Source organism: Aquabacterium olei, from assembly GCF_003100395.1.
GTDB classification, from domain to species: Bacteria; Pseudomonadota; Gammaproteobacteria; order Burkholderiales; family Burkholderiaceae_C; genus Aquabacterium; species Aquabacterium olei.
This window is the reverse complement of the sequence record NZ_CP029210.1, coordinates 2,183,046-2,207,256: the sequence shown is the minus strand read 5'-3', so window position 1 is coordinate 2,207,256 and position 24,211 is coordinate 2,183,046. Positions and strand designations below refer to the sequence as shown.

The window sequence follows — 24,211 nt, the reverse complement described above, 5'->3', positions numbered from 1 at the left end:
CCTGACAGCGGCGCCGGGCGCGCCTTCCTACAGTGACCCCATCCACCACAGGGGTCTCATGTTGTCTGCCCATTCCGCGACGGCCGCGCTGCCGATGCCCGCCTTCGAGCTGGGGCCCCGTCTCCTGCACGAGGCCTTTCATCGCACGCTGTCGCCGATGCTGATCACGGACACGGCGGGGCGCATCTGTCATGTCAACCCGGCGTTCGAGCAGGCAACGGGGTACGCGCTGGAGGAATTGCGGGGCCGCTTCCCCACCGTCATGCATTCGAAGATGCAGAGCAGCGATTTCTATCGCCGCATGTGGACGGCCTTGCTGGACGAAGGGCACTGGCAGGGCGAGATCTGGAACCGTCGCAAGGACGGACGGCTGTTTCGCGAATGGTTGAGCATCTCGGCGTTGAACGAGGGCGGTGGCGAGACCACCCACTTTCTGGGCGTCTACAGCGGGCTGTCTTCGCCGCAGCTGGCCGAGGCGCAGAGCGAGGATTACGGTGGCGTCGATGCCGTGACCGGGGTGCTGGGGCGTCGGGCCTTCATCAAGGCGACCGAGCGACTGCATGCCAGCGCCGGCCCGCTGGCCTTCATGGCGCTGGACATCACCGGCTTCACCGACATCAACGAGCACCACGGGCTGTATTGCGGCGACGGACTGCTGCGCCAGGTGGCGCACCGGTGCACGCAGGCGGCGGCCCAGCATGGCGCGGAGTGCGTGGTGGGCCGCGTCGGTTCCGATGAGTTCGCGCTGGCCTGGGCCGTCGGGGGGCTGGACGGCAGCGACACGCCGCGTGCCGAGATCCATCGCATGGCCGAGCAGATGCGCCATGCCGTCGCCACGCGCTACCAGCTCGATTCGGGGCGCACGGTGGATGTGGCTGTTTCGGTGGGACTGGCCGTGCTGTCCACCCCCGATGGCGCGGCCGAACCCGGGGGCGGCGCCCTGCATCTGGGGGCGGCCGATGCGCTGCTGCAGGCCTCGGCTGCACGACAGGCACCGGGGGGGCTGGAAACCGCCGTCCAGCATTACGAGCGGCTTGAGGCCGAACGCCGCCTGACGCGCGCCCTGCGCGAGGACATCGTGGCCGGCCGGCTGGAAGTGGTCTTTCAGCCCAAGGTGCGTCTGAACACCAGCGCGCCGGTGGGGCTCGAGGCCCTGTGCCGCTGGACGGGCCCGGATGGCAAGCCGGTGCCACCCAGCGTCTTCATTCCGCTGGCCGAGCGCCATGGGCTCATTGCCGAACTGGGTGACCGTGTGCTCGAGAGTGTGCTGCGCAGCCTGGCGCGCTGGAACGAGGGCCACCTGAACACCCTGCCGGTGGCCGTGAACTTCTCGGCTGCCCAGTTCAAGCGACCTGACGTGGTGGCTCGTGTGGAAGCGGCCCTGGCGCGGCACCGCGTGCCGGCGCACCTGGTCGAGCTGGAGCTGACGGAGTCCATCCTGCTGGAGGACTTCGATGCCGCCGTGACCACGCTGCAAGGGCTGCGCCACCTGGGGCTGACGCTGTCGATCGACGATTTCGGAACGGGCTACTCGTCGCTGGCCTACATGCGTCGACTGCCGGTGAGCTGCATCAAGATCGACCGCAGCTTCGTGGCCGACCTGTGCACCGACGACCGCACCCGCCATGTGGTGGCGACCGTGGTGAGCCTGGCTCATCGCTTCGGCATGCATTGCGTGGCGGAGGGCGTGGAGACCTTCGACCAGGTTCAGGTGCTGATGGAGCTGGGCTGCGATCAGGCGCAGGGCTACTTCTTCGCGAGGCCGCTGGACACCGAGGCGCTCGCGCCGATTCTGGCTGGCCGCACCCCCTGGGTCGAGGTCGTGATGGCGCCCTCACGGCCGATGGAATTCTGAGATGCACCCGACCCTGCTGATGCTGGTGTCCGATGCGGCGCGCCAGCACGACGTTGAGCAGTGCTGGCGCGCAGCCCAGCCGACAGGCCTGCTGGCCACGGCGTCCAGCCTTTCCGACGCTGCGTTGCTCGTGAACACGCTGCGCGTCGCCGTCATCGTGATGGACGGCGCATTTGCGGGCGCCTCGCCGGCGCTGCTCCGCCATTTTCGCCGCCAGTCGCCGCACTCGCGGATTCTGGTGTTTGGCGACGACGTCCACAGCGGCAATCCACCGGTCCGCGCCTGGGATGCGCTGCAGGACAGCCTGGAAGCCGTGCTGCCCATCGCACGCCACGGCTGACCCGAACTCACAGAACAAGGCAAGCCCATGCAAGCCCCTCGTGTTCCACTGGACGAAGAAGCCCGCCTGGCGGCGCTCGACTCGCTGAACATCCTCGATACCGACGCTGAAGAGGTTTTCGACCGCATCACGCGCCTGGCCAGCCGCCTGCTGGGCACACCCATGAGTGCGCTCTCGCTGGTCGACCGCGACCGCCAGTGGTTCAAGTCCCGTGTCGGGCTGGATGCCACCGAGACGCCTCGGGACTGGGCCTTCTGCGGCCATGCGATCCACGGGCAGCACGAGTTCGTGGTGCGCGACGCCTCCGCCGACCCGCGGTTCCACGACAACCCGCTGGTGACCGGTGCACCGCACATCCGCTTCTACGCCGGAGTGCCGGTGACCTCGTCGAGCGGGTTGGCGCTGGGATCACTGTGCGTGTTGGACACCGAACCCCGCGAGCTGACCGACGAGGACCGCGCCATGCTGCGCGACCTGGCCGCGCTGGTGAACCGGGAGCTCCACCTGCGCGAGACGCTCCACCATGCGCGACACAGCTCGCGTACGACACGGGCGGCGCTGGCCCGCACGGAGGCGCGTTTCCGGGGGGTGCTCGAGCAGGCCGCAGTGGGCATGGCCGTGGTGGCGCTGGACGGGCGCTGGCTGCAGGTCAACCAGGCCCTGGCCGACATTGTGGGCTACTCGGCATCGCAACTGCTGGAGATGACCTTTCAGGACATCACCGTGCCCGAAGACCTGGAGGCTGACCTGGCGCTGGCTGCTCGCGTCTGCAAGGGCGAACGGAGCACCTACTCGCTCGAGAAGCGCTACATGCACGCCGAGGGGCATGTGGTGTGGGTCCATCTGTCGGTGTCTGCGGCGTTGGACGACCAGGGGCGGCCCAGCCATTTCATCGCGGTCATCGAAGACATCCAGGCGCGCAAGGCCGCCGAACTCGCCCTGCAGGCGTTGCGACAGACGCTGGAAGACAAGGCGGCCGAGCGCACCCGCGCGCTGCACGCCCGTGAAAGTCAGATGCGCGCGGTGCTCGAGCATGCCAACGACGCCTACATCTGCATCGACGAACACGGTGTGATCTGCGAGTGGAACCGCAAGGCCGAGCAGTTGTTCGGGTGGCGCCGCGACGAGGCGCTGGGACTGCGCATCGACGAGACCATCGTGCCGCACGAACTCCGGTCTGCGCACCGGGGCAGCCCGGCGCACACCTCCCTGGGCACACCGGACAGCACCTGGGTCAACCGACGGGTCGAGCTCACGGCCCTGACGCGCGACGGCCGCACGCTGCCGGTCGAGGTCAGCCTGGGCGCGGTGCCGTGCGACGGGCGAACGCTGTACTGCGCCTTCCTGCACGACATCTCCGAGCGCAAGGCCATGCTGCGCACGCTGGAAGAGCAGGCGCGGCGAGATCCGCTCACCGGGCTGCCCAACCGACGCGAGCTGATCTCGGAGATGCCCAAGGCCATGGCCCGTGCCGACCGGTCCGAGCACCACATGGCGGTGATCTTTCTGGATCTCGATGGCTTCAAGCAGATCAACGACACGCTGGGTCACGAGGTGGGCGACCGGGTGCTGTGCACGTTTGCGAACCGCCTGCAGAGCAGCGTGCGCGACACCGACATGGTCGCTCGCCTGGCCGGCGACGAGTTCGTGGTGCTGTTCGAAGGCCTGTACACCCCGGTGATCGACGAAGAGCTGATCACCCTGCTGGACGAACGCCTGAGCGCCCCGCTGGAAATCGACGGGCACGACATCCCCGTGTCGGCCAGCATCGGGGTGCAGATCTACTCGCCCGGCGGCGCCAGCTCGGTCGAAGAGCTGCTGGACCGCGCAGACAAGGCCATGTACGAGGTCAAGCGCGCGGCCCGTGATGCGCTGCGCAAGCTCGCCGCGTGAGCCTGTGGTGCGTCGGGATCAGCTCAACAGGTGATCCACTGGCTCGACCACGGGCGGCAGGTCGCGCTCGCCAAGCAGTTCCAGCACCGAGGCCTCGATGCCCGATGACAGGGCGAGCAGGGGCAGGTCGTTGGGCTCCACGCCGAACGGGTCTTCGATCTCGTCGCTGAGGGCCTCGATGGCGAAGAAGGTGTAGGCCACGAAGGCGACCATCAACGGCGTCATGAAGCCGATGGCGTCCAGCAGGCCGAAGGGCAGCATCAGGCAGTACAGGTACACCGTGCGGTGCAGGATCACCGAGTAGGTGAAGGGCAGGGGGGTGAAGGCAATGCGCTCGCACCCGCCAAAGGCTTCGTTGAGGCCGCCCAGGCTGCGGTCCAGCTCCACCGCCTGCACGCTGTCGATGCGCCCTTGCGCCCGCAGGGCTGCCACGCGGGCCGCCAACCACGCCAGGATCTGCATGGGGGGCACGCGGCGGTCTGCGAGCATGGGCAGCACCTCGGGTGGCAGCAGCCGCTGCATTTCGGCCGTGGCGTCGGTGCGACGCAGGTGGTGGCGTGTGCCGTGCACGAAGGCGGCCACGGCGCGCGCCAGGGGCAGGGCGTCGGGCACGTTCGAGCTGATCAGTTGCCGCGTGAAGCCCCGGCTGTCGACCAGCAGCTTGCCCCACAGCTTGCGCGCCTCCCAGTAGCGGTCGTAGCTGGCGCTGTTGCGAAAGCCCAGAAAGATGGCCAGCGCCACGCCCACCAGCGAGAAGGGCACCGTGGTCAGCGTGACCTTCCAGTGCAGCAGTTCGCCGTGAAAGATCACGACGATGATCGAGATGGCGGTGACCACCATCAGCTGGGGCAGGATGCGCAGGATGATGGAGCCGCGCCAGACGAAAAGCATGCGCAGCCAGTTGGGGCGAGGGCGGACGATCAAGCGAAAACTCCGAGGGGACAGCAGGGGGATTGTCGCTCAGGCGTCCCTCGGGCCGGGGCCTATCATGTGCGCTTGTCCTGATCCCTTGCACCATGACCGTTGCCATCCCCAGCCCGTCGGGCGTCTCGCCGTTCTGGAGCGCGGGCGTTGCCGACCTCAGCCCTTACACCCCGGGCGAGCAGCCGCAGATCGCCGGCCTGATCAAGCTCAACACCAACGAGCACCCGTACGGGCCCTCGCCGGCCGTTCTTGAAGCCATTCGCCAGGCCACCGGCGATGCCCTGCGTCTCTACCCCGACCCGGATGCCACGGCGCTCAAGCAGGCGGTGGCCCGGCGGCATGGGCTGGATGCCGGCCAGGTGTTCGTGGGCAACGGATCGGACGAGGTGCTGGCCCACGTGTTCCGCGCGCTGTTGCGGCACGGCCGGCCGGTGCTCACGCCGGACATCGGCTACAGCTTCTACCCGGTGTACGCGCGGCTCTTCGACATCGCCTTGCAGCCCGTGCCGCTGCGGGCTGACTTCTCGGTGAACCCGGCAGATTACGGCGAGCCCAATGGCGGCATCGTGATCGCCAACCCCAACGCCCCCACCGGATGCGCACTGGAGCTGGCTGCGATCCGGGCCCTGCTCGAGGCCCACCCGACGTCGGTCGTGGTGGTCGACGAAGCCTACGTCGACTTCGGTGCCGAGTCGGCGGTGTCGCTCGTGCCGGTCTACCCGAACCTGCTGGTGGTGCAGACGCTGTCGAAGTCGCGCTCGCTGGCGGGGCTGCGCGTGGGCTTTGCCATCGGCCACCCGGCCTTGATCGAAGGGCTGGAGCGCATCAAAGGCTGTTTCAACTCTTACCCTCTCGACCGGCTGGCCCAGGCCGGTGCGGTGGCCGCACTGGAAGACGAGGCCTGGTTCGAGCAGACCCGGCGCCGCGTGATGGCGGCCCGCTCGGTGCTGAGCCAGGGGCTGGTGGACCTCGGGTTCGAGGTCTTGCCCTCGCAGGCGAACTTCGTCTTTGCGCGGCACCCCGGTCACGCGGGACCGGAACTGCTCGCTGCGCTGCGGCAGCGCCGCATTCTGGTGCGCCAGTTCGACAAGCCGCGCATTGCCGATTTCCTGCGCATCACGGTGGGCACGCCCGAGCAGGTGTCGGCCCTGCTTGATGCGTTGGCGGCCATTGTCGGCCGTGGATGACGTGCACCTGATCTGACCGGGCTCAAGGGCTGCCCGGCGGCGTCAAGCACGCTTCACCGGGTTCTGTTAACTTCGCGGGCCCGGATTCCACTGAGGAGAGCGCCCTTGTCCAGCCTGACGGACCGCCTGCACGACCTGACCGACGCCCAGCTGCGTGGCATGCGCCGTGGCGTCGAGAAAGAAGGCCTGCGTACCGACGCGCAGGGCAGGCTGGTGCACACGCCGCATCCGCAGGCGCTCGGCTCGGCGCTCACCCACCCGCACATCACCACGGATTTCAGCGAATCGCAGCTCGAGCTGGTGACCGGCGTGCATGACAGCGCGCAGGCCTGCGTCGACGAGCTCACCGAGGTGCATCGCTTCGTGCACCACGTGCTGCAACCCGCTGGCGAGCAGATGTGGTCGGCCAGCATGCCCGGCGAGCTGCCAGCCGACGCCGACATCCCCATCGGGCAGTACGGCAGCTCGAATGTGGGACGGGCCAAGACCGTGTACCGCCACGGTCTGGCGCACCGCTATGGCCCGCGCATGCAGACGATTTCCGGCATCCACTACAACTGGTCCTTTCCGGGGCTGGACAGTGACGCCTACTTCGGCCTGATCCGCAACTTCCGCCGCCATGCCTTCGTGCTGCTGACGCTGTTCGGCGCGTCGCCCGCCGTGCCCGCCCACTTTGTGGACGGGCTGGAGCACGGTTTGCAGCCACTGGGCCGCGACACGCTGGGCCTGCCGCACGCCACCTCGCTGCGCATGGGGCGGCTGGGCTACCAGAGCGACGCGCAGAGCGCGCTGTGCGTGAGCTACAACGGACTGGACGGCTATGCGGCCTCGCTGCACGACGCGCTGGTGAGGCCCTACCCGGCCTACGAAGCCATCGGCATCCAGGACGGGCAGGGCGGCTATCGCCAGCTCAGCACCTCGCTGCTGCAGATCGAGAACGAGTTCTACAGCGCCATTCGTCCGAAGCGGGTGATCTTTCCAGGCGAGCGGCCCTTGCACGCCTTGCGCGAGCGGGGCGTCGAGTACGTCGAAGTCCGCTGCATGGACTTGCAGCCCTTCCTGCCGGTGGGCATCGACGCCGACACCATGCGGATGCTCGACATGTTCCTGCTGCACTGCCTGCTGAGCGACAGCCCGCCCGACACGCCGCAGGAGATCGCTGCACTGGCACGCAACCAGCAGCTGACTGCATCGCGCGGCCGCGAGCCGGGCCTGTGCCTGACCCGGCGGGGCGAGCCGGTTGTGCTGTTGGATTGGGCGGCCGAGGTGCTGCGTGGCTGCGAGCCGATCGCCCGCCGCCTCGACGCCTTGAACGGCGGCGACGACCATGCCCGTGTGCTGGCGGGCGCGCTGGCCCAGCTGGCAGCGCCCGACACCCTGCCTTCCGCCCGCGTGCTGCAGGCCATGGCCGATGTGCCGGAGGGAGGCCATGTCGCGCTGGTGCAGGCGCTGTCTGCCCAGGCCCAGGCCGCCTTGCTGGCTCATCCCTTGAGCCAGAGCCGCCTGCGCGAGCTGTCTGCCGAAGCCGAGGCTTCGCACGCCGAACAGGCCCGGATCGAGGCCGCCGACTCCATGCCGTTCGAGGTCTATCGGCAGGCCTATCTGTCGCCCGATCGGCTGGGCCTGGGCGTGAAGCCCGGCCGCTGAAGCTGGCCGACCAGGCTCAATCGGTCAGCAGGCGGGGTTGGGCCACTGTGCCTGGATCTGCTCGATCCCGGCCAGCACCTCGGGCGAGAGCACCAGGTCGATGCTGGCGATGTTGGTCTGCAGTTGCGCCATCGTCGTCGCCCCGATGATGTTGGCGGTGACGAAAGCCCGGCTGTTGACGAAAGCCAGCGCAGCCTGGGCCGGGTCCAGCCCATGTTCGCGGAACAGCGCCACATACGCCGCGGTGGCCGCCGTGATGCCCGGCTCGTTGTAGCGCGAGAAGCGCTCGAACAACGTCAGGCGGGCGCCCTCGGGCCGGGCGCCGTTCAGGTACTTGCCGCTCAGCACGCCAAACGCCAGCGGCGAATAGGCCAGCAGCCCGCATTGCTCGCGCAGGGCGATCTCCGACAGCCCCAGTTCAAAATGCCGGTTGACCAGGCTGTAGGCGTTCTGGATGCTGGCCGCCCGCGGCAGGCCCTTGTAGTCGGCCAGGGTGAGGAAGCGGCTCAGGCCCCACGGTGCCTCGTTCGACACGCCGAAGTGCCGAATCTTGCCCGCCTGCACCAGGCCCTGCAGGGCGTCCAGCGTCTCTTCGATGGGCACGGTGTCTTCATCCGGCGCATGCACGTAACTGCGCTGGCCGAAGATCGGCGCCGTGCGGTCGGGCCAGTGCAGCTGGTACAGGTCGATGTGGTCCGTCTGCAGTCGCTGCAGGCTGGCGTTGACGGCCTCTTCCAGGTTGGCGCGGGTGAAGTTCAGGCGGCCACCGCGCACATGCGAAGGGCGGCCCGGCTGGCGTGAAGGGCCGGTGGCCTTGGTGGCCAGCACGATGTCCTCGCGCCGTCCGGTCTTTTTCAGCCAGGTGCCGATGTATTGCTCGGTGCGACCCTGGGTTTCGGCGCGGGGCGGCACCGGGTACATCTCGGCCGTGTCGATGAAGTTCACCCCGGCGTCGAGCGCGGCATCGAGCTGCGCGTGGGCGTCGGCTTCGGTGTTCTGTTCGCCCCAGGTCATGGTGCCCAGTGCGATGACGCTGACTTGGAGGCCGGTGCGGCCCAGCGGACGGTATTGCATGGTGGCTGTCGGTGCGTTGGCGGGGTCGCCCGCCAGGTTGCGGGCAACCGCAGAGTGTGACGCAAGCCTGCACACCGCGCCGCGCCGGCACGCAAAGCCCTGTGCGCACACCGGCCGGGCTCCGTGAAAGTACCGAGTTCGCCGGCGCGCAGCCGTCCTACATTGAAGCTGTCCTACGGTTTGCCTGGCGGGCGCCCGCTCACAAGGTGGTGTGCCCGTGAACGATCTTCCTGACCCGGGAGGCCCGAGATGAACGCACCGTTGCCGGCCGACGTGCGCCGCGCGCTATCCACCCTCACGCTGGACGACAAGTACACGCTCGAGCGCGGCCCCGCCTTCATGAGCGGCATTCAGGCGCTGGTGCGCCTGCCCCTGCTGCAGCACACGCGCGATGCCCAGGCCGGGCTGCGTACGGCCGGCTTCATCAGCGGCTACCGGGGCTCGCCCCTGGGTGGCTATGACCAGGCCCTCTGGCAGGCACGCGAGCATCTGAAGGCCCACCACATCGTCTTCCAGCCTGGCGTGAACGAGGAGCTGGCGGCCACGGCCGTGTGGGGATCCCAGCAGCTGCACCTGGGCCCCGGCCCGCACCACGTCGACGGCGTCTTCGGGATCTGGTACGGCAAGGGCCCCGGCGTGGACCGCAGCGTCGACGTCTTCAAGCACGCCAACATGGCGGGGACGGCGCCGCTGGGCGGGGTGGTGGCCGTGGCGGGCGACGACCATGTGGCCAAGAGTTCTTCGGTGGCGCACCAGAGCGACCACGTCTTCAAGGCCTGCGGCTTCCCCGTCTTTTTCCCCAGCAGCGTGCAGGAGATCCTGGACCTCGGGCTGCACGCCCTGGCCATGAGCCGCTACGCCGGCGTGTGGACGGCGCTCAAGACCATCCAGGAAGTGGTCGAATCGTCCACCACCGTGCAGGTCGACCCGGACCGCGTGCAGATCGCGCTGCCCGATGACTTTGCGATGCCCGAAGGGGGTGTCCACATCCGCTGGCCCGACACGCCCCTGGAGCAGGAAGCGCGGTTGATGGACCACAAGTGGTACGCGGCGCTGGCCTATGTGCGCGCCAACCGCCTGAACCACACGGTGATCGACAGCCCGAACGCCCGGCTGGGCCTGATTGCCAGCGGCAAGGCCTGGAACGACCTGCGTCAGGCGCTGTTCGACCTCGGGCTGGACGATGCCACCTGTGCGCGCATCGGGCTGCGCGTGCACAAGGTGGCCGTGGTGTGGCCGCTGGAGGCCAGCATCACCCGGGCCTTTGCCACGGGGCTGCAGGAGATCCTGGTGATCGAGGAAAAGCGCCAGGTCATCGAGTACCAGCTCAAGGAGCAGCTCTACAACTGGCGCGAAGACGTGCGGCCCAACGTGCTGGGCAAGTTCAGCGAGCCCGAGGGCGACTTCACCGGGGGCGAGTGGTCGGTGGCCAACCCGGCCTCGCGCTGGTTGCTGCGGGCCAAGGCCGACCTGAACCCGGCGCTCATTGCCCGGGCCGTGGCCCAGCGCATCGAGCGCCTGGGCCTGCTCGACGGGCACGACCCGGCGCTGCGCGCCCGCATGGCCGAGCGCCTGCGCGTGATCGATGCCAAGGAGCAGGCCCTGGCCGCCCAGGGCGCCTCGGCCGAACGCGCCCCGTGGTTCTGCAGCGGATGCCCGCACAACACCTCCACCCGTGTGCCGGAAGGCTCGCGTGCCATGGCGGGCATCGGCTGCCACTACATGGCGTTGTGGATGAACCGACAGACCAGCATGGTCACGCAGATGGGCGGCGAGGGCGTGGGCTGGGTGGGGCAGGCCCCGTTCACCGACGAGCCGCACGTGTTCGTCAACCTGGGTGATGGCACTTACTTCCACTCGGGGCTGCTGGCGATCCGGCAGTCGGTGGCGGCGCGGGTCAACGTCACGTACAAGATTCTGGTGAACGACGCGGTGGCGATGACGGGGGGCCAGCCGCTGGACGGCAACCTGAGTGTGGCCGCGATGACCCGCGAGCTGCAGGCCGAAGGTGTACGCCGCATCGTTGTGGTGAGCGACGCACCCGAGCGCCACGCCCGCACGCCGGACATGGCCCCCGGGGTCACCGTGCACCACCGTGACGAGCTGGAAGCCCTGCAGCGTAGCCTGCGCGACGAGCCCGGCTGCACCGCCATCGTCTACGAGCAGACCTGCGCCACCGAGAAGCGCCGCCGCCGCAAGCGCGGCAAGCTGCCTGCGCTGCAACGCCGGGTGGTGATCAACGAAGCCGTGTGCGAAGGCTGTGGCGACTGCGCGGTGCAGTCCAACTGCCTGAGCGTCGAGCCGGTGGAGACGCCGCTGGGCCGCAAGCGCCGCATCAACCAGAGCAGCTGCAACCAGGATTTTTCCTGTCTGAACGGGCTGTGCCCCAGCCTCGTCACGGTGGAGGGCGGGCGCTTGCGTGCGCCTTCTCCTCAGGCCGGCCTGCCGGATCTCGCGGCGCTGCCGCCGCTGCCCAAGCCCCAGGTGCCGGCCGCGCCACAGGCCTGGGGCATCGTGGTGGCGGGTATCGGTGGCACGGGCGTCATCACCATTGGGCAATTGCTCGGCATGGCGGCCCACATGGAGGGCAAGGGCGTCATCACCCAGGAGGCGGCCGGCCTGGCCCAGAAGGGCGGCGCCACCTGGAGCCATGTGCAGATTGCGGACGGCCCGGCCGGCATTCACACCACGCGGGTGGGCATGGCCGAGGCCGATCTGCTGATTGCCTGTGACCCCATCGTGGCCGCCCACGTGCAGACCCAGGCCGTGCTGTGCGAGGGGCGCACCCACGTGGCGCTCAACACGCACCACACTCCCACCGCAGCGCTGATGCAGGACGCGGGCTGGCAGTTCCCCGGCGCTGCCTGCGAAAGCCAGATCGAGGGGGCCGTGGGCCCGGGTCGCACCGTCAAGGTCGACGCGGTGCAACTCGCCGAGCGCATGCTGGGTGATGCCATCTACGCCAACCCGATGATGCTGGGCATGGCCTGGCAGCGCGGCTGGGTGCCGCTGCAGGGCGCCACGTTGCGGCGCGCCATCGAACTCAATGGCGTGCAGGTGGAGAAGAACCTGGCCGCCTTCGAATGGGGACGGCGGGTGGCGCACGACCCGGTGGGCGTGGCCCGCCTGTTGGCGCCCACACGCACGGTGCAGTGGGCAGCCGGTCGCCGGCCCGACAGCGAGCCGCTCGACACGGTGCTGAGCCGCCATGCCGCCTGGCTGCGCGAGTATCAGGACGAAGCCTATGCAGCACGCTACATCGCCCGCATCGAGCCGCTGCGGCAGGCCGAGGCCGCGCTGGGCAGCAACCGTGTGACCCGTGTGGCGGCGCGGCAGCTGGCCCGACTCATGGCCTACAAGGATGAGTACGAGGTGGCCCGGCTGCTGACTTCGCCGGCCTTCACGCGGCAGCTGGAAGCGCAGTTCGAAGGCGATTACCGCGTGGTCTGGCACCTGGCGCCGCCGGGGCTCGGACGGCTGGGTGGTGGGCGGATGGTGGCGGGCACGTGGCGGCCTGCCAAGCATGCGTTCGGTGCGGGCTGGCAGATGTTGATGGCGGGCTTGTCCCGGCTCAAGGGCCTGCGTCACCACTGGTATGACCCGTTCGGCTGGACGGCCGACCGCCGCGAAGACCGGGCGGTGCTGGCCCGCTACGAGCGGCTGGTCGACCAGTGCGCGGCCACGCTGACCCCGCAGACGCTGGATCAGGCCGTGAGCCTGTTGTCAGTGGCCGAGCGCATCAAGGGTTTCGGGGTGGTGCGCCATGCCCAGGTGCAATCGGCCATGACCGAGTGGGACCGGATGACGCAGCCCGCTGCAACGGACTGCGCGGTGGACAGCCGCGCCGCCAGCACATCGCGCTCCTGATCTGCGGCGGAGGGGACGGCAGATCGGCTAAGGTGCCGGGATGCACCCGCCTGCCCGATCCCTTCTCCCTTCCGACACCCGCCGCCTGCAAGGCCTGGCCTTCGCGCTGGCCGGGGCGGTGGCGTTCTCCGGAAAAGCCATCCTCGCCAAGCTCATGTACCGGACGGGCGCCGACGCCTTCGCGGTGATCGGCCTGCGCATGGCCATCGCGTTGCCGCTCTTCCTGATCATCGCGTGGTGGACGGGGCGTGCAGGGCAGGGCGCCGCCCCCCGCGTGCCCCTCAGCCGACGTGAGCGCTGGCAGATCGCGGGCCTGGGCTTCTGCGGCTACTACCTGGCCAGCACGTTCGACTTTCTCGGCCTGCAGTACATCAGCGCCGCGCTCGAGCGCGCCATCCTCTACCTCAACCCGGCCATCGTGCTGCTGCTGTCGGCGCTGTGGTTCCGTCAGCGGGTCAGCCTCGCCCAGGTGGTTGCCATGGCGCTTGCCTACGCAGGGGTGATGCTGGTGTGGGGACACGATCTGGATGTGGCCCACATGGCCGCGGCGTCGGCCGGTGGGGTGTCGCCCGGGCGTGCGGTCGCCATCGGCAGCGTGCTCGTGTTCCTCAGCGCCACGGCCTATGCGCTGTACCTGATCGGCAGTGGCCGGCTGGTCGCACGGGTCGGTTCCGCGCGCCTCATCGGCCTGGCGTCATCGATCGCCTGTGTGGTCACACTGGTGCAGTGGTCGGTGGTGTGGTTGGGCAGCGGCGGGACCATGGGCTCGCTGCAAGGCCTGCCGATCGAGGTCTACACCCTGTCACTGCTGAACGCCACCGCGTGCACCGTGTTGCCCATGTGGTTCGTGATGCGCGGGGTGGCGCTGCTGGGCGCGTCGACCGCGTCGCAGATCGGCATGGTGGGCCCGCTGTCGACCATCTGGATGGCGTCCATCTGGCTGGACGAGCCCATCTCGACACGGCTGCTGGCGGGGACGGCCGTGGTGGTCGTGGCTGTGCTGGTGCTGGGGCGACTGGGCGGCACGGCGCGCAAGGCCTGAGGGCTCGTTCAGCGTTCGGTCTGCCGGGCCAGAGCCGCCACCAGACAATCCACCTGCGCGGTGATGGCATCCGGCACGGCCACGCGGCCCGCCAGCATGGCCTCGATGTGGGCCGCGGTCACATCGGCGGCGTAGCCCTCGGGCAACTCGGGCAGGGCCGACAGCACGCCCTCCTGCGGCGAGCGGGACAGCGTTTCGTCACGCTCGCCCTGCAGGAACACGTCGAAGCGCGGCTGCCGGCGCGCATCGGCCACCGGTTCGCCTTCGGTGCCCCGCATCAGCAAGGCGTTGGCGCGAAGGCGCTGCAGGTAGCCCGTCAGCGAGTGCGCGTACTCCGGGTGCGTGTGATTGACCACCCGCATGGCCGGCCGGCCCGATGCCGCGAACGGATCCAGCAGCTTGGCCACGGTGTGGCCCGGGTTGCGCAGCCCGATGGTCCAGCGCACGGCCAGCAGCTTCGCAAGGGCAGGGCACAGCGTCTCGGTGTCGATGAAGGCGGGTCGCGCAGCCGCCCAGGCTGCCACCAGCGCGTCCTCGTCCTCCACCCTGGCCCACCTCAGCGTGCGCCAGACCTCGGCCGTGGTCACGCGTGTCGGGTCGGCCGTGGGGCCATGTACCAGCACGGCCACCCCCTGGCGCGCCAGCAGCGCGGCCAGCAACGGCGTGAAGTTCGGCAGCTTGCGCGCCCCGTTGTACGAGGGCAGCACCACCGTGCCCCGGCTGCCCGGCACGCGCGCCGAAGCCGCGGTCAGGGGCACGCATCGGCGCAGCGAGGCCTGCACGAAGCCGTCCAGCTCTTCGGGCGTTTCACCCTTGATGCGCATGGCGAGGCAGAAGGCGCCGATCTCCAGGTCGGTCACCTTGCCGTCCAGCACCTGGCTCAGCAGGTCGTCCGCCTGCTCGGCGCTCAGGGGACGGGCGCCGTCCTTGCCGCGGCCGATCACCTTGATGTAGGAGGCAATGCTCATGGGATCCGATCGTGAGGGGGCGGACCGATCCACCCGGGCCCGCATTATCGGGTGAGGGGATCGGGCCTGTTCAGCTCTGGGTCTCCGGCACCGGGTGGCGCTTCACCAGCTTGCGCAGTGCCGGGATGCACGAGCCACAGTTGGTGCCGCACTTCAGCTCGCCCTGCACCCGCGCCAGGCGTTCGTCGTCATTGCCCGGGCAGTGGCTCAGCGCCGTGGTGATGGCCGATTCGCTCACGTTGAAGCAGGTGCACACCTGCTTGCCTCGGGCCGCCATGGCCACCGGCGGTGTGGCGCCCGGCGCCAGCAGGAACCGGCCATACGCATCGGCCACCAGTCCGTCCTGCAGCAGCGGCCGCAGCCAGGCCTCCGAGCGGGTGTCGCCCGCCAGCAGGCAGCCGATCAGCCGCAGGCCGTCCGCCTCGCGGCGCAGGCGCATGGCGCGATGCTGCCCACCGTGGACGTCATCCAGTCGCATCACATCGTCACCGTCCAGTTTCAGCAGGGCGCGCAAGGCCGTCAGCATGGCCGCATCCACCGGCTGGGCGGCCGCAGCCCGGAACAGCACCCCCACCTCATGCGCTCCGTCCGCCCCCTCGCGCCCGAAGGGCACGCAGCTGCTGAACGCAAAGGCGCCCATCAGGGGCTTGAGCGCCTCGCGAACGGACAGCGCCTGCTCCGCGGGCAGCCAGGCGAGCCCCAGCAGCCGCCACGGCAGGGTGACGGGCGCCAAGTGCACGGCCGCGTGCTTCAGCTCGGGCTGGCGCGAGGTCGGGCACCCGGCGGGTTGGGTCAGGCTGTTCACGCCGGCCACCGGGTCGCCCGTTTCGGTCTGGCCGCCGAGGTACTCGGGGCCCCAGTGCATGGCGATGTAAGCCTGGCTCGGCGCCATCGCATCCGAAGCCTGGGCCGGGAGGACGAGGGCACCCCGCCGCGAGCGAACCTGAACCAGATCCCCCTCCGCCAGCCCCAGGCGCCGCATGTCGTCCGGGTGCAGTTCGACAGCCGGTTCGCTCACGTGGCCAAACAGGCGGCCGAGCGTGCCCGTGCGGCTCATGCCGTGCCACTGGTCGCGCAGCCGTCCGGTGTTCAGGCTGAAGGGGTAGTCGGCATCGCAGGGTTCGGCCACGGGCGCGTAGGCCACCGGGGCAAAGCGCGCGCGCCCGTTGGCCGTCGGGAACGCCCCGTCGGCATACAGCCGCGCGGTCCCTTGCGTCGCTCCGTCCGGCATCGGCCACTGCTGAGGGCCTCGTGTCTCCAGCAGGTGGTAACTCAGCCCGGTGATGTCCAGATCGCGACCCCGCGTAGAGGCCCGGTGCTCCATCCACACCGATTCGGGCGTGGTGTACGGAAAGAGAGTGCGCGTGCCGGGGCGGTAACGGGCGGTGCGCTCCGGCAGCCGTGCTTCCAGCCGGCGGCCGAAGTCCGTGAAGATGAACCAGTCGTGGCGCGCTTCCCCGGCCGGCGCAACGGCGGGCCGTACGCGGCTGATGCGGCGTTCACTGTTGGTCACCGTGCCGTCCTTTTCCCCCCAGGTGGTGGCCGGCAAGAGCAGGTCGGCGTGGGCGCAGGTGGCCGTGGTGGCAAAGGCTTCCTGCACCACCACGAAATCGACGCGTTCCAGCGCACGGCGCACCGTGGCCTGATCCGGCATCGACTGGGCCGGGTTCGTACAGGCAATCCACAGCGCCTTGATCTCGCCGCGTGCTGCGGCTTCGAACATGGCCACCGCCGTGAGGCCGGGCTGCTCCGGCACCGCATCCACCCCCCACAGCGCGGCCACCTCCTCGCGGTGGCTGGCGTTGGCCAGGTCGCGGTGAGCGCTCAGCAGGTTCGCCATGCCGCCCACTTCACGGCCACCCATGGCATTGGGCTGACCGGTCAGCGAGAAAGGCCCTGCGCCCGGCTTGCCGATCTGCCCGGTGGCCAGATGCAGGTTGATCAGGGCCGCGTTCTTGTCCGTTCCACGGGCGCTCTGGTTCAAGCCCTGGCAGTAGAGCGACAGCGTCGGCGTGTGACCGCCGAACCAGCGGGCCGCCTGCCGCAGATCGTCCAGCGGGATGCCGCACAGTGCCGCCGCTGCAGCGGGCGAGCACGCCTGTGCCGCCTCGCACAGCGCATCGAACCCGTCGGTGTGGGCGTCGATGAACGCCTTGTCGACCAGGCCTTCCTCCAGCAGCACGTTCAGCATGCCATGGAACAAGGCCACGTCCGTACCCGGCTGGATGGGCAGGAACAGGTCGGCCATCTCGGCGGTCTCGGTGCGGCGCGGGTCGGCCACGATCAGCTTCAACGCCGGGTTGGCCTTGCGCGCGTCTTCGATGCGCCGCAACAGAATGGGGTGCGCCCAGGCCGTGTTGGCCCCCACGATGAACAGTGTCTGTGCATGCTGGACGTCGTCATAGCAGGCGGGCGGCGCGTCCGCGCCCAGCGTGGCCTTGTAGCCGGCCACTGCGCTGCTCATGCACAGGCGCGAATTGGTGTCGAGGTTGTTGGTGCCGATCAGCCCCTTCACCAGCTTGTTGAGCACGTAGTAGTCCTCGGTCAGCAACTGGCCTGAGCCATAGAAGCCGACCGCCTGCGGGCCATGCTCGCGGATCACTTGCGCAAAGCGGTCTGCAGCCTGCTCCAGCGCCGCGTTCCAGCCGATGGGTTGCGGCACACCGCCGCGCTGCGCCCGTGCCATGGGCGTCAGCAGCCGCGCCTGACGGGTCACGTGATCGGCGGCAGTCAGATGCAGCGTGCTGCCCTTGGTGCACAGGCGGCCGGCGTTGGCCGGGTGCCGGGGGTCGCCCTGCACGTCGACGATGCGGCCCTGGCGGGTGGAGACGATCACCCCGCAGCCGGTGCCGCAGTAGGGGCAGGTGGTGCGGGTCAGGGTGTCGGGCTGGGCGGACAGGCTCATGGTGGATCGAGGGAAACCAGGTCTCAGCGGGCACCACCCTGCTTGGAGTGGCGTCGTGTCGGGGGCAATGCAGGCGAGGCCGCAGCGGGCGGCACGGGCCGGGGCGTTCAGGCAGCCAGGCGCTCGGGCGCGGCGGCCACGTCGTTCGGGGGCTCGCCCATGGCGTCGTCAGCCTGAGCAGGTTCGCCAAACATCAGCTGCCCGCGCAGGTGCGCCACCTTCGTGCCCTCGCGAATCAGCCGGAAGTACCAGCTGCCATCCGCGGTGTCGCCGTACAGGCACGCACCCACCAGCCGGTCGTTCTTGAGCACGAGCTTCTTGTAGACACCGCCGAACGGGTCGGTCAGCACGATTTCCTCCGTGCCGTCGCCGCCCATGAACTGCCCGGCCGAGAACAGGTCGATGCCCGTCACCTTGAGCTTGGTGGAGGTCTGCGAACCACCGTAGCGGCCAATGCCGAACTGCGCCAGATGCGTGGCACACACGCGCCCTTGCTCGAACAAGGGCGCCACCAGCCCGTATGCCACGCCCCGGTGCGAAGCACATTCGCCCACTGCATAGATGCGCGGGTCGGTCAGTGTCTGCATCGTGTCGCTCACCGAAATCCCGCCGCGTCCGTCGTGGTCGCACAGCAGGCCGATGCGTCGCGCCAGCTCCGTGTTCGGGCGGATGCCGGCCGCCATCACCACGAGATCTGCCTGCACTTCGGTGCCATCCTTGAAGCGCACGGCTTGCACGCCGCCGTCGTCGCCGCCCAGCAGCGCCTCGGTCTGCGCGCCGATGCGGAAGCGCAGGCCACGCGCCTCCAGCGAGCGCTGCAGCATCGTGGCCGCCACCTGGTCCAGTTGCCGCTCCATCAGCCACGGGGCAATGTGCACCACGGTGACCGTCATGCCGCGCAACATCAGGCCATTGGCGGCTTCCAGCCCCAGCAGGCCACCGCCGATCACCACGGCATGCCGATGTGTGCGGGCCGCCTCGATCATCCGGTTGGTGTCGGCGATGTCGCGGTAAGCGATCACGCCGTCCAGCTCCTTGCCGGGCACGGGCAGGATGAAGGGGCTCGAGCCGGTGGCCAGCAGAAGCCGGTCATACGGCGCTTCGGTGCCGTCGTCGGCCACCACCACCCTGCGCCGACGGTCGACCTCGACCACGCGGCGGTTCAGATGCAGGCGGATGCCGTGGTCGGCATACCAGCTCAGTGGGTTGAGGATGATTTCGTCGAGCGTCTGCTCGCCGGCCAGCACCGGCGACAGCAGGATGCGGTTGTAGTTGGGGTGGGGCTCTGCCCCGAACACCGTGATCTCGTACAGATCCGGCGCCACCTTCAGCAGTTCCTCAAGGGTTCGGACACCGGCCATGCCGTTGCCGACCATCACCAGTTTGAGCTTGGCCATGCGCGTGCTCCGTCAGCGGGATTTCAGAATCGTTATGCCCCGGGTGATGCAAGTACGGGGCCACCGGTTCTTGTCCGCCGTGCACCAGGCTGGTTCCTCTGCCAGCGGGTGGTGCGGCCGCGCGTGGAAGCGGCGCGCGCGCCAGCACCATCCGGGTGCTGCCTGTCCCGGCACAACGCCGACCCGCACAGCATCTCCAGGCCGCGCGATCGGAGACAATCACGCCTGTCAGAACAGGAGCATTGCATCCATGAGCATCAAGTCAGACCGCTGGATCCGCCGCATGGCTGAAGAGCACGGCATGATCGAGCCCTTCGAGCCAGGGCAGATCCGCCAGTCGGCCACGGGTCAGAAGATCGTCAGCTACGGCACGTCGAGCTACGGCTACGACATCCGCTGTGCGCCCGAGTTCAAGGTCTTCACCAACATCCACTCCACGGTGGTCGACCCGAAGAACTTCGATGAGAAAAGCTTCGTCGACATCAACAGCGACGTCTGCATCATCCCGCCCAACAGCTTCGCGCTGGCCCGCACGGTCGAATACTTCCGCATTCCGCGCAACGTGCTGACCATCTGCCTGGGCAAGAGCACCTATGCCCGCTGCGGCATCATTGTCAACGTCACGCCGTTCGAGCCCGAGTGGGAAGGCTACGTCACGCTCGAATTCAGCAACACCACGCCGCTGCCGGCCAAGATCTACGCGGGCGAGGGCTGTGCTCAGGTCCTCTTTTTCGAGAGCGACGAGGTCTGCGAGACAAGTTACCGTGACCGAGGTGGCAAGTACCAGGGGCAACGTGGGGTGACCCTGCCTAAGACCTGAACCGGCGGCGCCGATAAAGATGGGTGGATCCACCCGTCCGGGCGTTGAGTGTTCTTAACGGAACGTTACAATCTCGGGCCGACCTGGGCTGACACCGAGACGTACCAGGTCGCAACCGGGACTGCGTTGTTGACCGCGTCGGCAGACAAGAACAGGCAGTGGGTGGTCCCGGGTCCATGTGCCCGCACGGGAAGCGTCCGCGCTTCAGGGAGCCGGCGGTCGCGTGGTGACGTTCCTGCAGTACCACTCTTCCTGGGTCTTTCCCCCATGCGCCGACCGCTTCAGTCTCCTGCGTTGATCAACGCGTTCTACGACAGCCTGCGCCCTGAGCAGCGCGACACCGCCCAGGCCATGCACAAGGCCATCGTGTCGGCCGCCCCGCTGCTGCGTCCGGAAGTGAAGTGGGGCAACCTGTGCTTCATGAACGATGGCGACAACGTGATGGCCATCGTGCTCTACAAGATGCACGCCCACCTGCAGATCTTCAACGGCGTCCAACTCGTCAGCGAGTTCCCTGAACTGGATGGCGCCGGCAAGGGCATGCGCCACATCAAGATCCGCTACCGCCAGCCCGTGAACGACCAGCTGGTGCGCGAGTTGACGCTCGCCTGCCTGCAGGCCTGGGGCCGGTCGTCTCCGCGTTGGGGTTAATCGCGCGCGGCGGCAGGGCGGTGCGCCCATGCTTGCTACGATGTGATCAAGATGTCCGCCTTGCACCTCATGAACGCCGATCTGCACTGTCACTCCAATGTGTCCGACGGCACGCTGTCGCCTGAGGCGGTGGCCGAGCGCGCGCACCGCAACGGCGTCGAGCTCTGGTCCCTGACGGACCACGACGAGGTGGGGGGGCAGCACCGCGCACGTGATGCCGCTCACGCCCTGGGCATGGACTACCTGCCGGGCACCGAGATCTCGGTGACCTTTGCCGACAAGACGGTGCACATCGTCGGACTGGGCTTCGATCCCGACCATCCGACGCTGGTGGCCGGTCTGGCCGCCACACGGGGGGGGCGCGAACGCCGGGCCCGCGACATGGCAGACGACCTCGCCCGTGTCGGCATCCCGAACGCCTTCGAAGGGGCGCTCAAGTACGTCGGCAACCCCGATCTGATCAGCCGCACCCACTTTGCCCGCTACCTCGTCGAGATCGGCATCTGCGCCGACCCGCACGAGGTCTTCCGACGGTATCTGACGGAGGGCAAACCCGGCTTCGTGCCCCATCGGTGGGCAAAGCTGGGCGATGCCGTCCGCTGGATCGTGGAGGCCGGCGGTGCCGCCGTGGTGGCGCACCCCGCGCGCTATGACTTCACGCCCAACGAAGAGTACGCGCTCTTCGTCGAATTCAAGTCGCACGGCGGCATCGGTGTGGAGGTTGTCACCGGCAGCCACACGCCGGCGGAGTACCAGCGGTACGCCGAGGCCGCCCGCGAATTCGCCCTGCTCGCGTCGCGCGGCTCCGACTTCCACGACCCCACCGAAAGCCACACCGATCTGGGCACCTTGCCTGCGCTGCCCGGCTCCGTCACGCCGATCTGGGAAGCGCTCTCGCACCGTATCCTGCGCGCCTGACAGGGTGCCGCCGCCGCAAAGGCCCAAACGCGGTAGGCTATCGGGCTCATGGCCCAATACTTCGAAGTTCATCCGGAACACCCGCAAGCCCGTCTGCTCAAGCAGGCGGCCGACATCCTGCACAAGGGCGGTGTCGTCGCGCTGCCCACCGACTCCAGCTACGCGCTGGTCTGTCACCTGGATGACAAGTCCGCGGTCGACCAGCTGCGGCGCATCCGGGGCGTGGACGAGCGGCATCACCTGACGCTGCTGTGCCGCGACCTCTCCGAGCTGGCCAGCTATGCCCGGGTCGACAACACCCAGTATCGCCTGCTCAAACTCGGCACCCCTGGCCCCTACACCTTCATCCTGGAGGCCACCAAGGAAGTGCCCCGTCGGGTCTCGCACCCCTCCCGGCGCACCATCGGCCTGCGCGTGCCCGAGCACGCCACCACCCAGGCGCTGCTGGAAATCCTCGGTCAGCCGCTGCTTGCCACCACGCTGATCCTGCCGGATCACGAAGACGCGTTGAACGACGCGCAGGAGATTCGTGCGGCACTGGAAAAGCGGATTCAGGCAGTGGTGGATGCGGGGGCGTGTCCGTTGGCCCCCACCACCGTCATCGACCTCACCAGTGGCACACCCGAAGTGCTGCGCGAGGGCCGAGGCGATCTGGCCCGTCTGGGTCTGGCCTGACTGCCCGCGTCAGCGAGCGGCAGATGCCGTGGAGGCGGACGGTCGCGGTGTGGCGGAGAGGGTGCGCGCCAGCCGGCTGGCGTCGAAACCCAGTTGCCATTCCCCCCGCACATGCATCAGCGGGACGCCCGGCGCCCCTTTGGCCTCGAAGCGGGTCCGGCAGGTGGCCGATGTGTCGACATTGCACTCCTGCCACGGCACGGCGTGGCGATCCAGCCAGTAGCGCGCCTGGGCACAGTAAGGGCAGGTGAGGGTGGTGAACATCTCGATGTCCCCGACGGTGGCCTCGGCCTTGACCGTGCGCACGATGCCCCGTTCACGCCACCACGACCAGCCCTGCGACAGGGCAGTGACCGAAGCCATCACCACGATGAGGCTCACCCAGCCCCGGCGCCCCAGGCTGCCGTGGGTCGGTCCGGGGGACGGGGGCGGGGTGGCGGGCATCGGTGGCTGTGACGATCAGGCCTTGGGCGGCGCGGCCTTCTGCCCGAGTTTGCTTTCCTGGCCGTTGAGCAGCTTGCGGATGTTGGCCGCATGCCGCCAGATCAGCAGGGCGCTCATCAGGATGACGCCGGCCGTCATGGGGCCTTGACCCCAGCCCCACACCTGGATGGCCGGCGCCGAAACGGCGGCCACCAGCGCGGCCAGCGACGAATAGCGGAACACCGCCGCCACCACCACCCAGACGAGCAACACCAGACCACCCAGCGCCGGGGCGAACCCCAGCAGCACGCCGGCTGCCGTGGCCACGCCCTTGCCGCCCTCGAAGCGGAAGAACACCGGCCACAGGTGCCCGATGAACGCACCCAGGCCGACCACGGTGACGACGAGTTCGGACAGGCCGAGCTGGTAGGCGACCGCCACGGGAACATAGCCCTTCAGCGCGTCGAACAGCAGGGTCAGGATGGCGGCACCCTTGTTGCCCGAGCGCAGCACGTTGGTGGCGCCGGGGTTGCCCGAGCCATAGGTACGGGGATCGGCCAGCCCGAAGAGGCGGCTGACGATGACGGCAAAGGAGAGAGAGCCGATCAGGTAGGCGATGACTGCGCCCAGGGCGCAGAGCAGGCTGGGATCGAGGCTGGCGAGGTTCATTCCGGCACGAGACGTTGGCAACAGGGCGCCAGTGTAGTGGCTGGGGCCTGCGGGCTGACGCCCCGGCGCCCCGGCATCAGGGGGCGGCGGGGTTGTCCCGGCTCGCGCAGGCGTCCGGTGCACCGCACAATCGTGCGCAATACGTCACGTTTGCGGGCGTTGCCCCGTTCGGCCCATGATCACTTACGACAAGCCTCCGATCTGGCGACGCGCCTGGGTGCGCCTCCTTGCGGGTGCGCTGCTCGTCGCGCTGGTGGCAGGGCTCGTCCTGTCCGGGCGCCAGGGCACGCCTGCTGCACCGGCGCCGCCCACCCGCGAGGGGCTGGTGCCGCAGAGCATCACGCCCACGCCGCCGCCCGTTGCCCTGCTGTCCCCGCCCGCGGTCGACGCCGACGGGCGCCCCGCCGACTTCAGCCCGGCCGAGTGGGCCGCCCTGAAAGACGCCATGGCACAGTCCGCCCATCCCCAGGCCGAGTTGCAGCGCGTGGTGGCCTACCTGCGTTTTCAGCGCGGTTTCGAGCAGTGGCAGGCCATGCAGGACCAGCCGGACACGGCATTGCGGCGCCAGCTCGGCCAGCGCTTGCTGGAGCAGGTCCCCGAGCGGCTGCGCCAGGGTGAGTCCACCATGGGCGAAGCCCTGATGCTCAGCACGGCCTTGCTGGCCGATCTCGAGCCGGACGAGGCGCAGCGGCAGGTGCGTCTGGACGCCGCCCGGGCAGCGCTCGAAGCCGCCGCCCCCTTGCCCGACAAGGAACAGCAGGCGCGCGAGGCGGCCCTGCTGGCCGAATACAAGCGCCGCGAGGCCGCCATCGTCGCGGACTGGCAGGCGCGGCCCTCGACCGACCGCAGTCAGGCGCGGCTCGAGCAGGCGCTGGAAGCAGCACGCCGCGCGGTCTACGGTGGCCAGAACTGAGGCCCGCCTGACGGTCCGGCGGGCCGGCGGCCGATAGAATGGG

At 69.1% G+C, this 24,211-nt stretch carries 18 protein-coding genes and 1 pseudogene; 12 read left to right on the top strand and 7 right to left on the bottom strand.

What is annotated here, in order from left to right; all coding sequences use genetic code 11:
* Positions 1-58 precede the first annotated feature (58 nt).
* Genes DEH84_RS10005 through DEH84_RS09995 form a run of 3 tightly spaced genes read left to right on the top strand, consistent with a single transcriptional unit; the run spans position 59 to position 4,088 of the window.
* Positions 59-1,855: a putative bifunctional diguanylate cyclase/phosphodiesterase gene (locus tag DEH84_RS10005; protein WP_109036731.1), complete on the top strand. Its 1,797-nt coding sequence runs from the start codon at positions 59-61 to the stop codon at positions 1,853-1,855.
* A 1-nt stretch (position 1,856) separates the two neighbouring features.
* Positions 1,857-2,195: a hypothetical protein gene (locus DEH84_RS10000; protein ID WP_109036730.1), complete on the top strand. Its 339-nt coding sequence runs from the start codon at positions 1,857-1,859 to the stop codon at positions 2,193-2,195.
* Between the two features lie 27 nt (positions 2,196-2,222).
* The gene (locus DEH84_RS09995) at positions 2,223-4,088 is read left to right on the top strand and encodes a PAS domain S-box protein (RefSeq protein WP_109036729.1); all 1,866 of its coding nucleotides are present in this window, start codon (positions 2,223-2,225) and stop codon (positions 4,086-4,088) included.
* Positions 4,089-4,106: 18 nt separating this feature from the next.
* Here DEH84_RS09995 and DEH84_RS09990 read toward each other — a convergent pair whose 3' ends face one another.
* Positions 4,107-5,012: a bestrophin family protein gene (locus DEH84_RS09990; protein WP_109036728.1), complete on the bottom strand. Its 906-nt coding sequence runs from the start codon at positions 5,010-5,012 to the stop codon at positions 4,107-4,109.
* A 92-nt stretch (positions 5,013-5,104) separates the two neighbouring features.
* Between DEH84_RS09990 and hisC the strand changes: the two genes are divergently transcribed.
* Positions 5,105-6,199, top strand: coding sequence for a histidinol-phosphate transaminase (gene hisC, locus DEH84_RS09985; protein ID WP_109036727.1), 1,095 nt, complete (start codon positions 5,105-5,107; stop codon positions 6,197-6,199).
* A gap of 105 nt (positions 6,200-6,304) precedes the next feature.
* Positions 6,305-7,846, top strand: coding sequence for a glutamate--cysteine ligase (gene gshA, locus DEH84_RS09980; RefSeq protein ID WP_425428949.1), 1,542 nt, complete (start codon positions 6,305-6,307; stop codon positions 7,844-7,846).
* Positions 7,847-7,870: 24 nt separating this feature from the next.
* Here the strand turns inward: gshA and DEH84_RS09975 are convergent, their stop codons facing one another.
* Positions 7,871-8,920: an NADP(H)-dependent aldo-keto reductase gene (locus DEH84_RS09975; protein WP_109036726.1), complete on the bottom strand. Its 1,050-nt coding sequence runs from the start codon at positions 8,918-8,920 to the stop codon at positions 7,871-7,873.
* A 249-nt stretch (positions 8,921-9,169) separates the two neighbouring features.
* Between DEH84_RS09975 and DEH84_RS09970 the strand changes: the two genes are divergently transcribed.
* Positions 9,170-12,787, top strand: coding sequence for an indolepyruvate ferredoxin oxidoreductase family protein (locus DEH84_RS09970; RefSeq protein WP_109036725.1), 3,618 nt, complete (start codon positions 9,170-9,172; stop codon positions 12,785-12,787).
* Between the two features lie 40 nt (positions 12,788-12,827).
* Positions 12,828-13,829 (top strand): DMT family transporter, encoded by a 1,002-nt coding sequence (locus DEH84_RS09965; protein WP_109036724.1) that lies wholly within the window; start codon positions 12,828-12,830, stop codon positions 13,827-13,829.
* 8 nt (positions 13,830-13,837) lie between these two features.
* Here the strand turns inward: DEH84_RS09965 and ybiB are convergent, their stop codons facing one another.
* The 3 genes and pseudogenes from ybiB to DEH84_RS09950 form a co-directional block, all read right to left on the bottom strand.
* Positions 13,838-14,797: a DNA-binding protein YbiB gene (ybiB, locus tag DEH84_RS09960; protein ID WP_109036723.1), complete on the bottom strand. Its 960-nt coding sequence runs from the start codon at positions 14,795-14,797 to the stop codon at positions 13,838-13,840.
* 70 nt (positions 14,798-14,867) lie between these two features.
* Positions 14,868-17,702, bottom strand: a complete 2,835-nt coding sequence (locus DEH84_RS09955) for a nitrate reductase (protein WP_109036722.1) — start codon at positions 17,700-17,702, stop codon at positions 14,868-14,870.
* Between the two features lie 122 nt (positions 17,703-17,824).
* A pseudogene (locus tag DEH84_RS09950) lies at positions 17,825-19,099 on the bottom strand (NAD(P)/FAD-dependent oxidoreductase); the annotation flags it as partial.
* Between the two features lie 250 nt (positions 19,100-19,349).
* Here DEH84_RS09950 and dcd point away from each other — a divergent pair.
* From dcd to DEH84_RS09930, 4 genes are all read left to right on the top strand, one after another.
* Positions 19,350-19,919, top strand: a complete 570-nt coding sequence (gene dcd, locus DEH84_RS09945; RefSeq protein WP_109036720.1) for a dCTP deaminase — start codon at positions 19,350-19,352, stop codon at positions 19,917-19,919.
* A 267-nt stretch (positions 19,920-20,186) separates the two neighbouring features.
* The gene (locus tag DEH84_RS09940; protein WP_109036719.1) at positions 20,187-20,570 is read left to right on the top strand and encodes an iron chaperone; all 384 of its coding nucleotides are present in this window, start codon (positions 20,187-20,189) and stop codon (positions 20,568-20,570) included.
* Positions 20,571-20,621: 51 nt separating this feature from the next.
* Positions 20,622-21,488: a 3',5'-nucleoside bisphosphate phosphatase gene (locus DEH84_RS09935; RefSeq protein WP_109036718.1), complete on the top strand. Its 867-nt coding sequence runs from the start codon at positions 20,622-20,624 to the stop codon at positions 21,486-21,488.
* 48 nt (positions 21,489-21,536) lie between these two features.
* Complete coding sequence (locus tag DEH84_RS09930; protein WP_109036717.1) at positions 21,537-22,163, top strand: L-threonylcarbamoyladenylate synthase; 627 nt, start codon at positions 21,537-21,539, stop codon at positions 22,161-22,163.
* A gap of 9 nt (positions 22,164-22,172) precedes the next feature.
* On the opposite strand, the gene DEH84_RS09925 is transcribed toward DEH84_RS09930, so the two are convergent.
* The gene (locus DEH84_RS09925; RefSeq protein WP_109036716.1) at positions 22,173-22,607 is read right to left on the bottom strand and encodes a glutaredoxin family protein; all 435 of its coding nucleotides are present in this window, start codon (positions 22,605-22,607) and stop codon (positions 22,173-22,175) included.
* Between the two features lie 15 nt (positions 22,608-22,622).
* Positions 22,623-23,228 (bottom strand): glycerol-3-phosphate 1-O-acyltransferase PlsY, encoded by a 606-nt coding sequence (gene plsY / locus DEH84_RS09920; RefSeq protein WP_425429009.1) that lies wholly within the window; start codon positions 23,226-23,228, stop codon positions 22,623-22,625.
* A gap of 202 nt (positions 23,229-23,430) precedes the next feature.
* Between plsY and DEH84_RS09915 the strand changes: the two genes are divergently transcribed.
* Positions 23,431-24,168, top strand: coding sequence for a hypothetical protein (locus DEH84_RS09915; protein WP_109036714.1), 738 nt, complete (start codon positions 23,431-23,433; stop codon positions 24,166-24,168).
* The last annotated feature ends 43 nt before the right edge of the window (positions 24,169-24,211 follow it).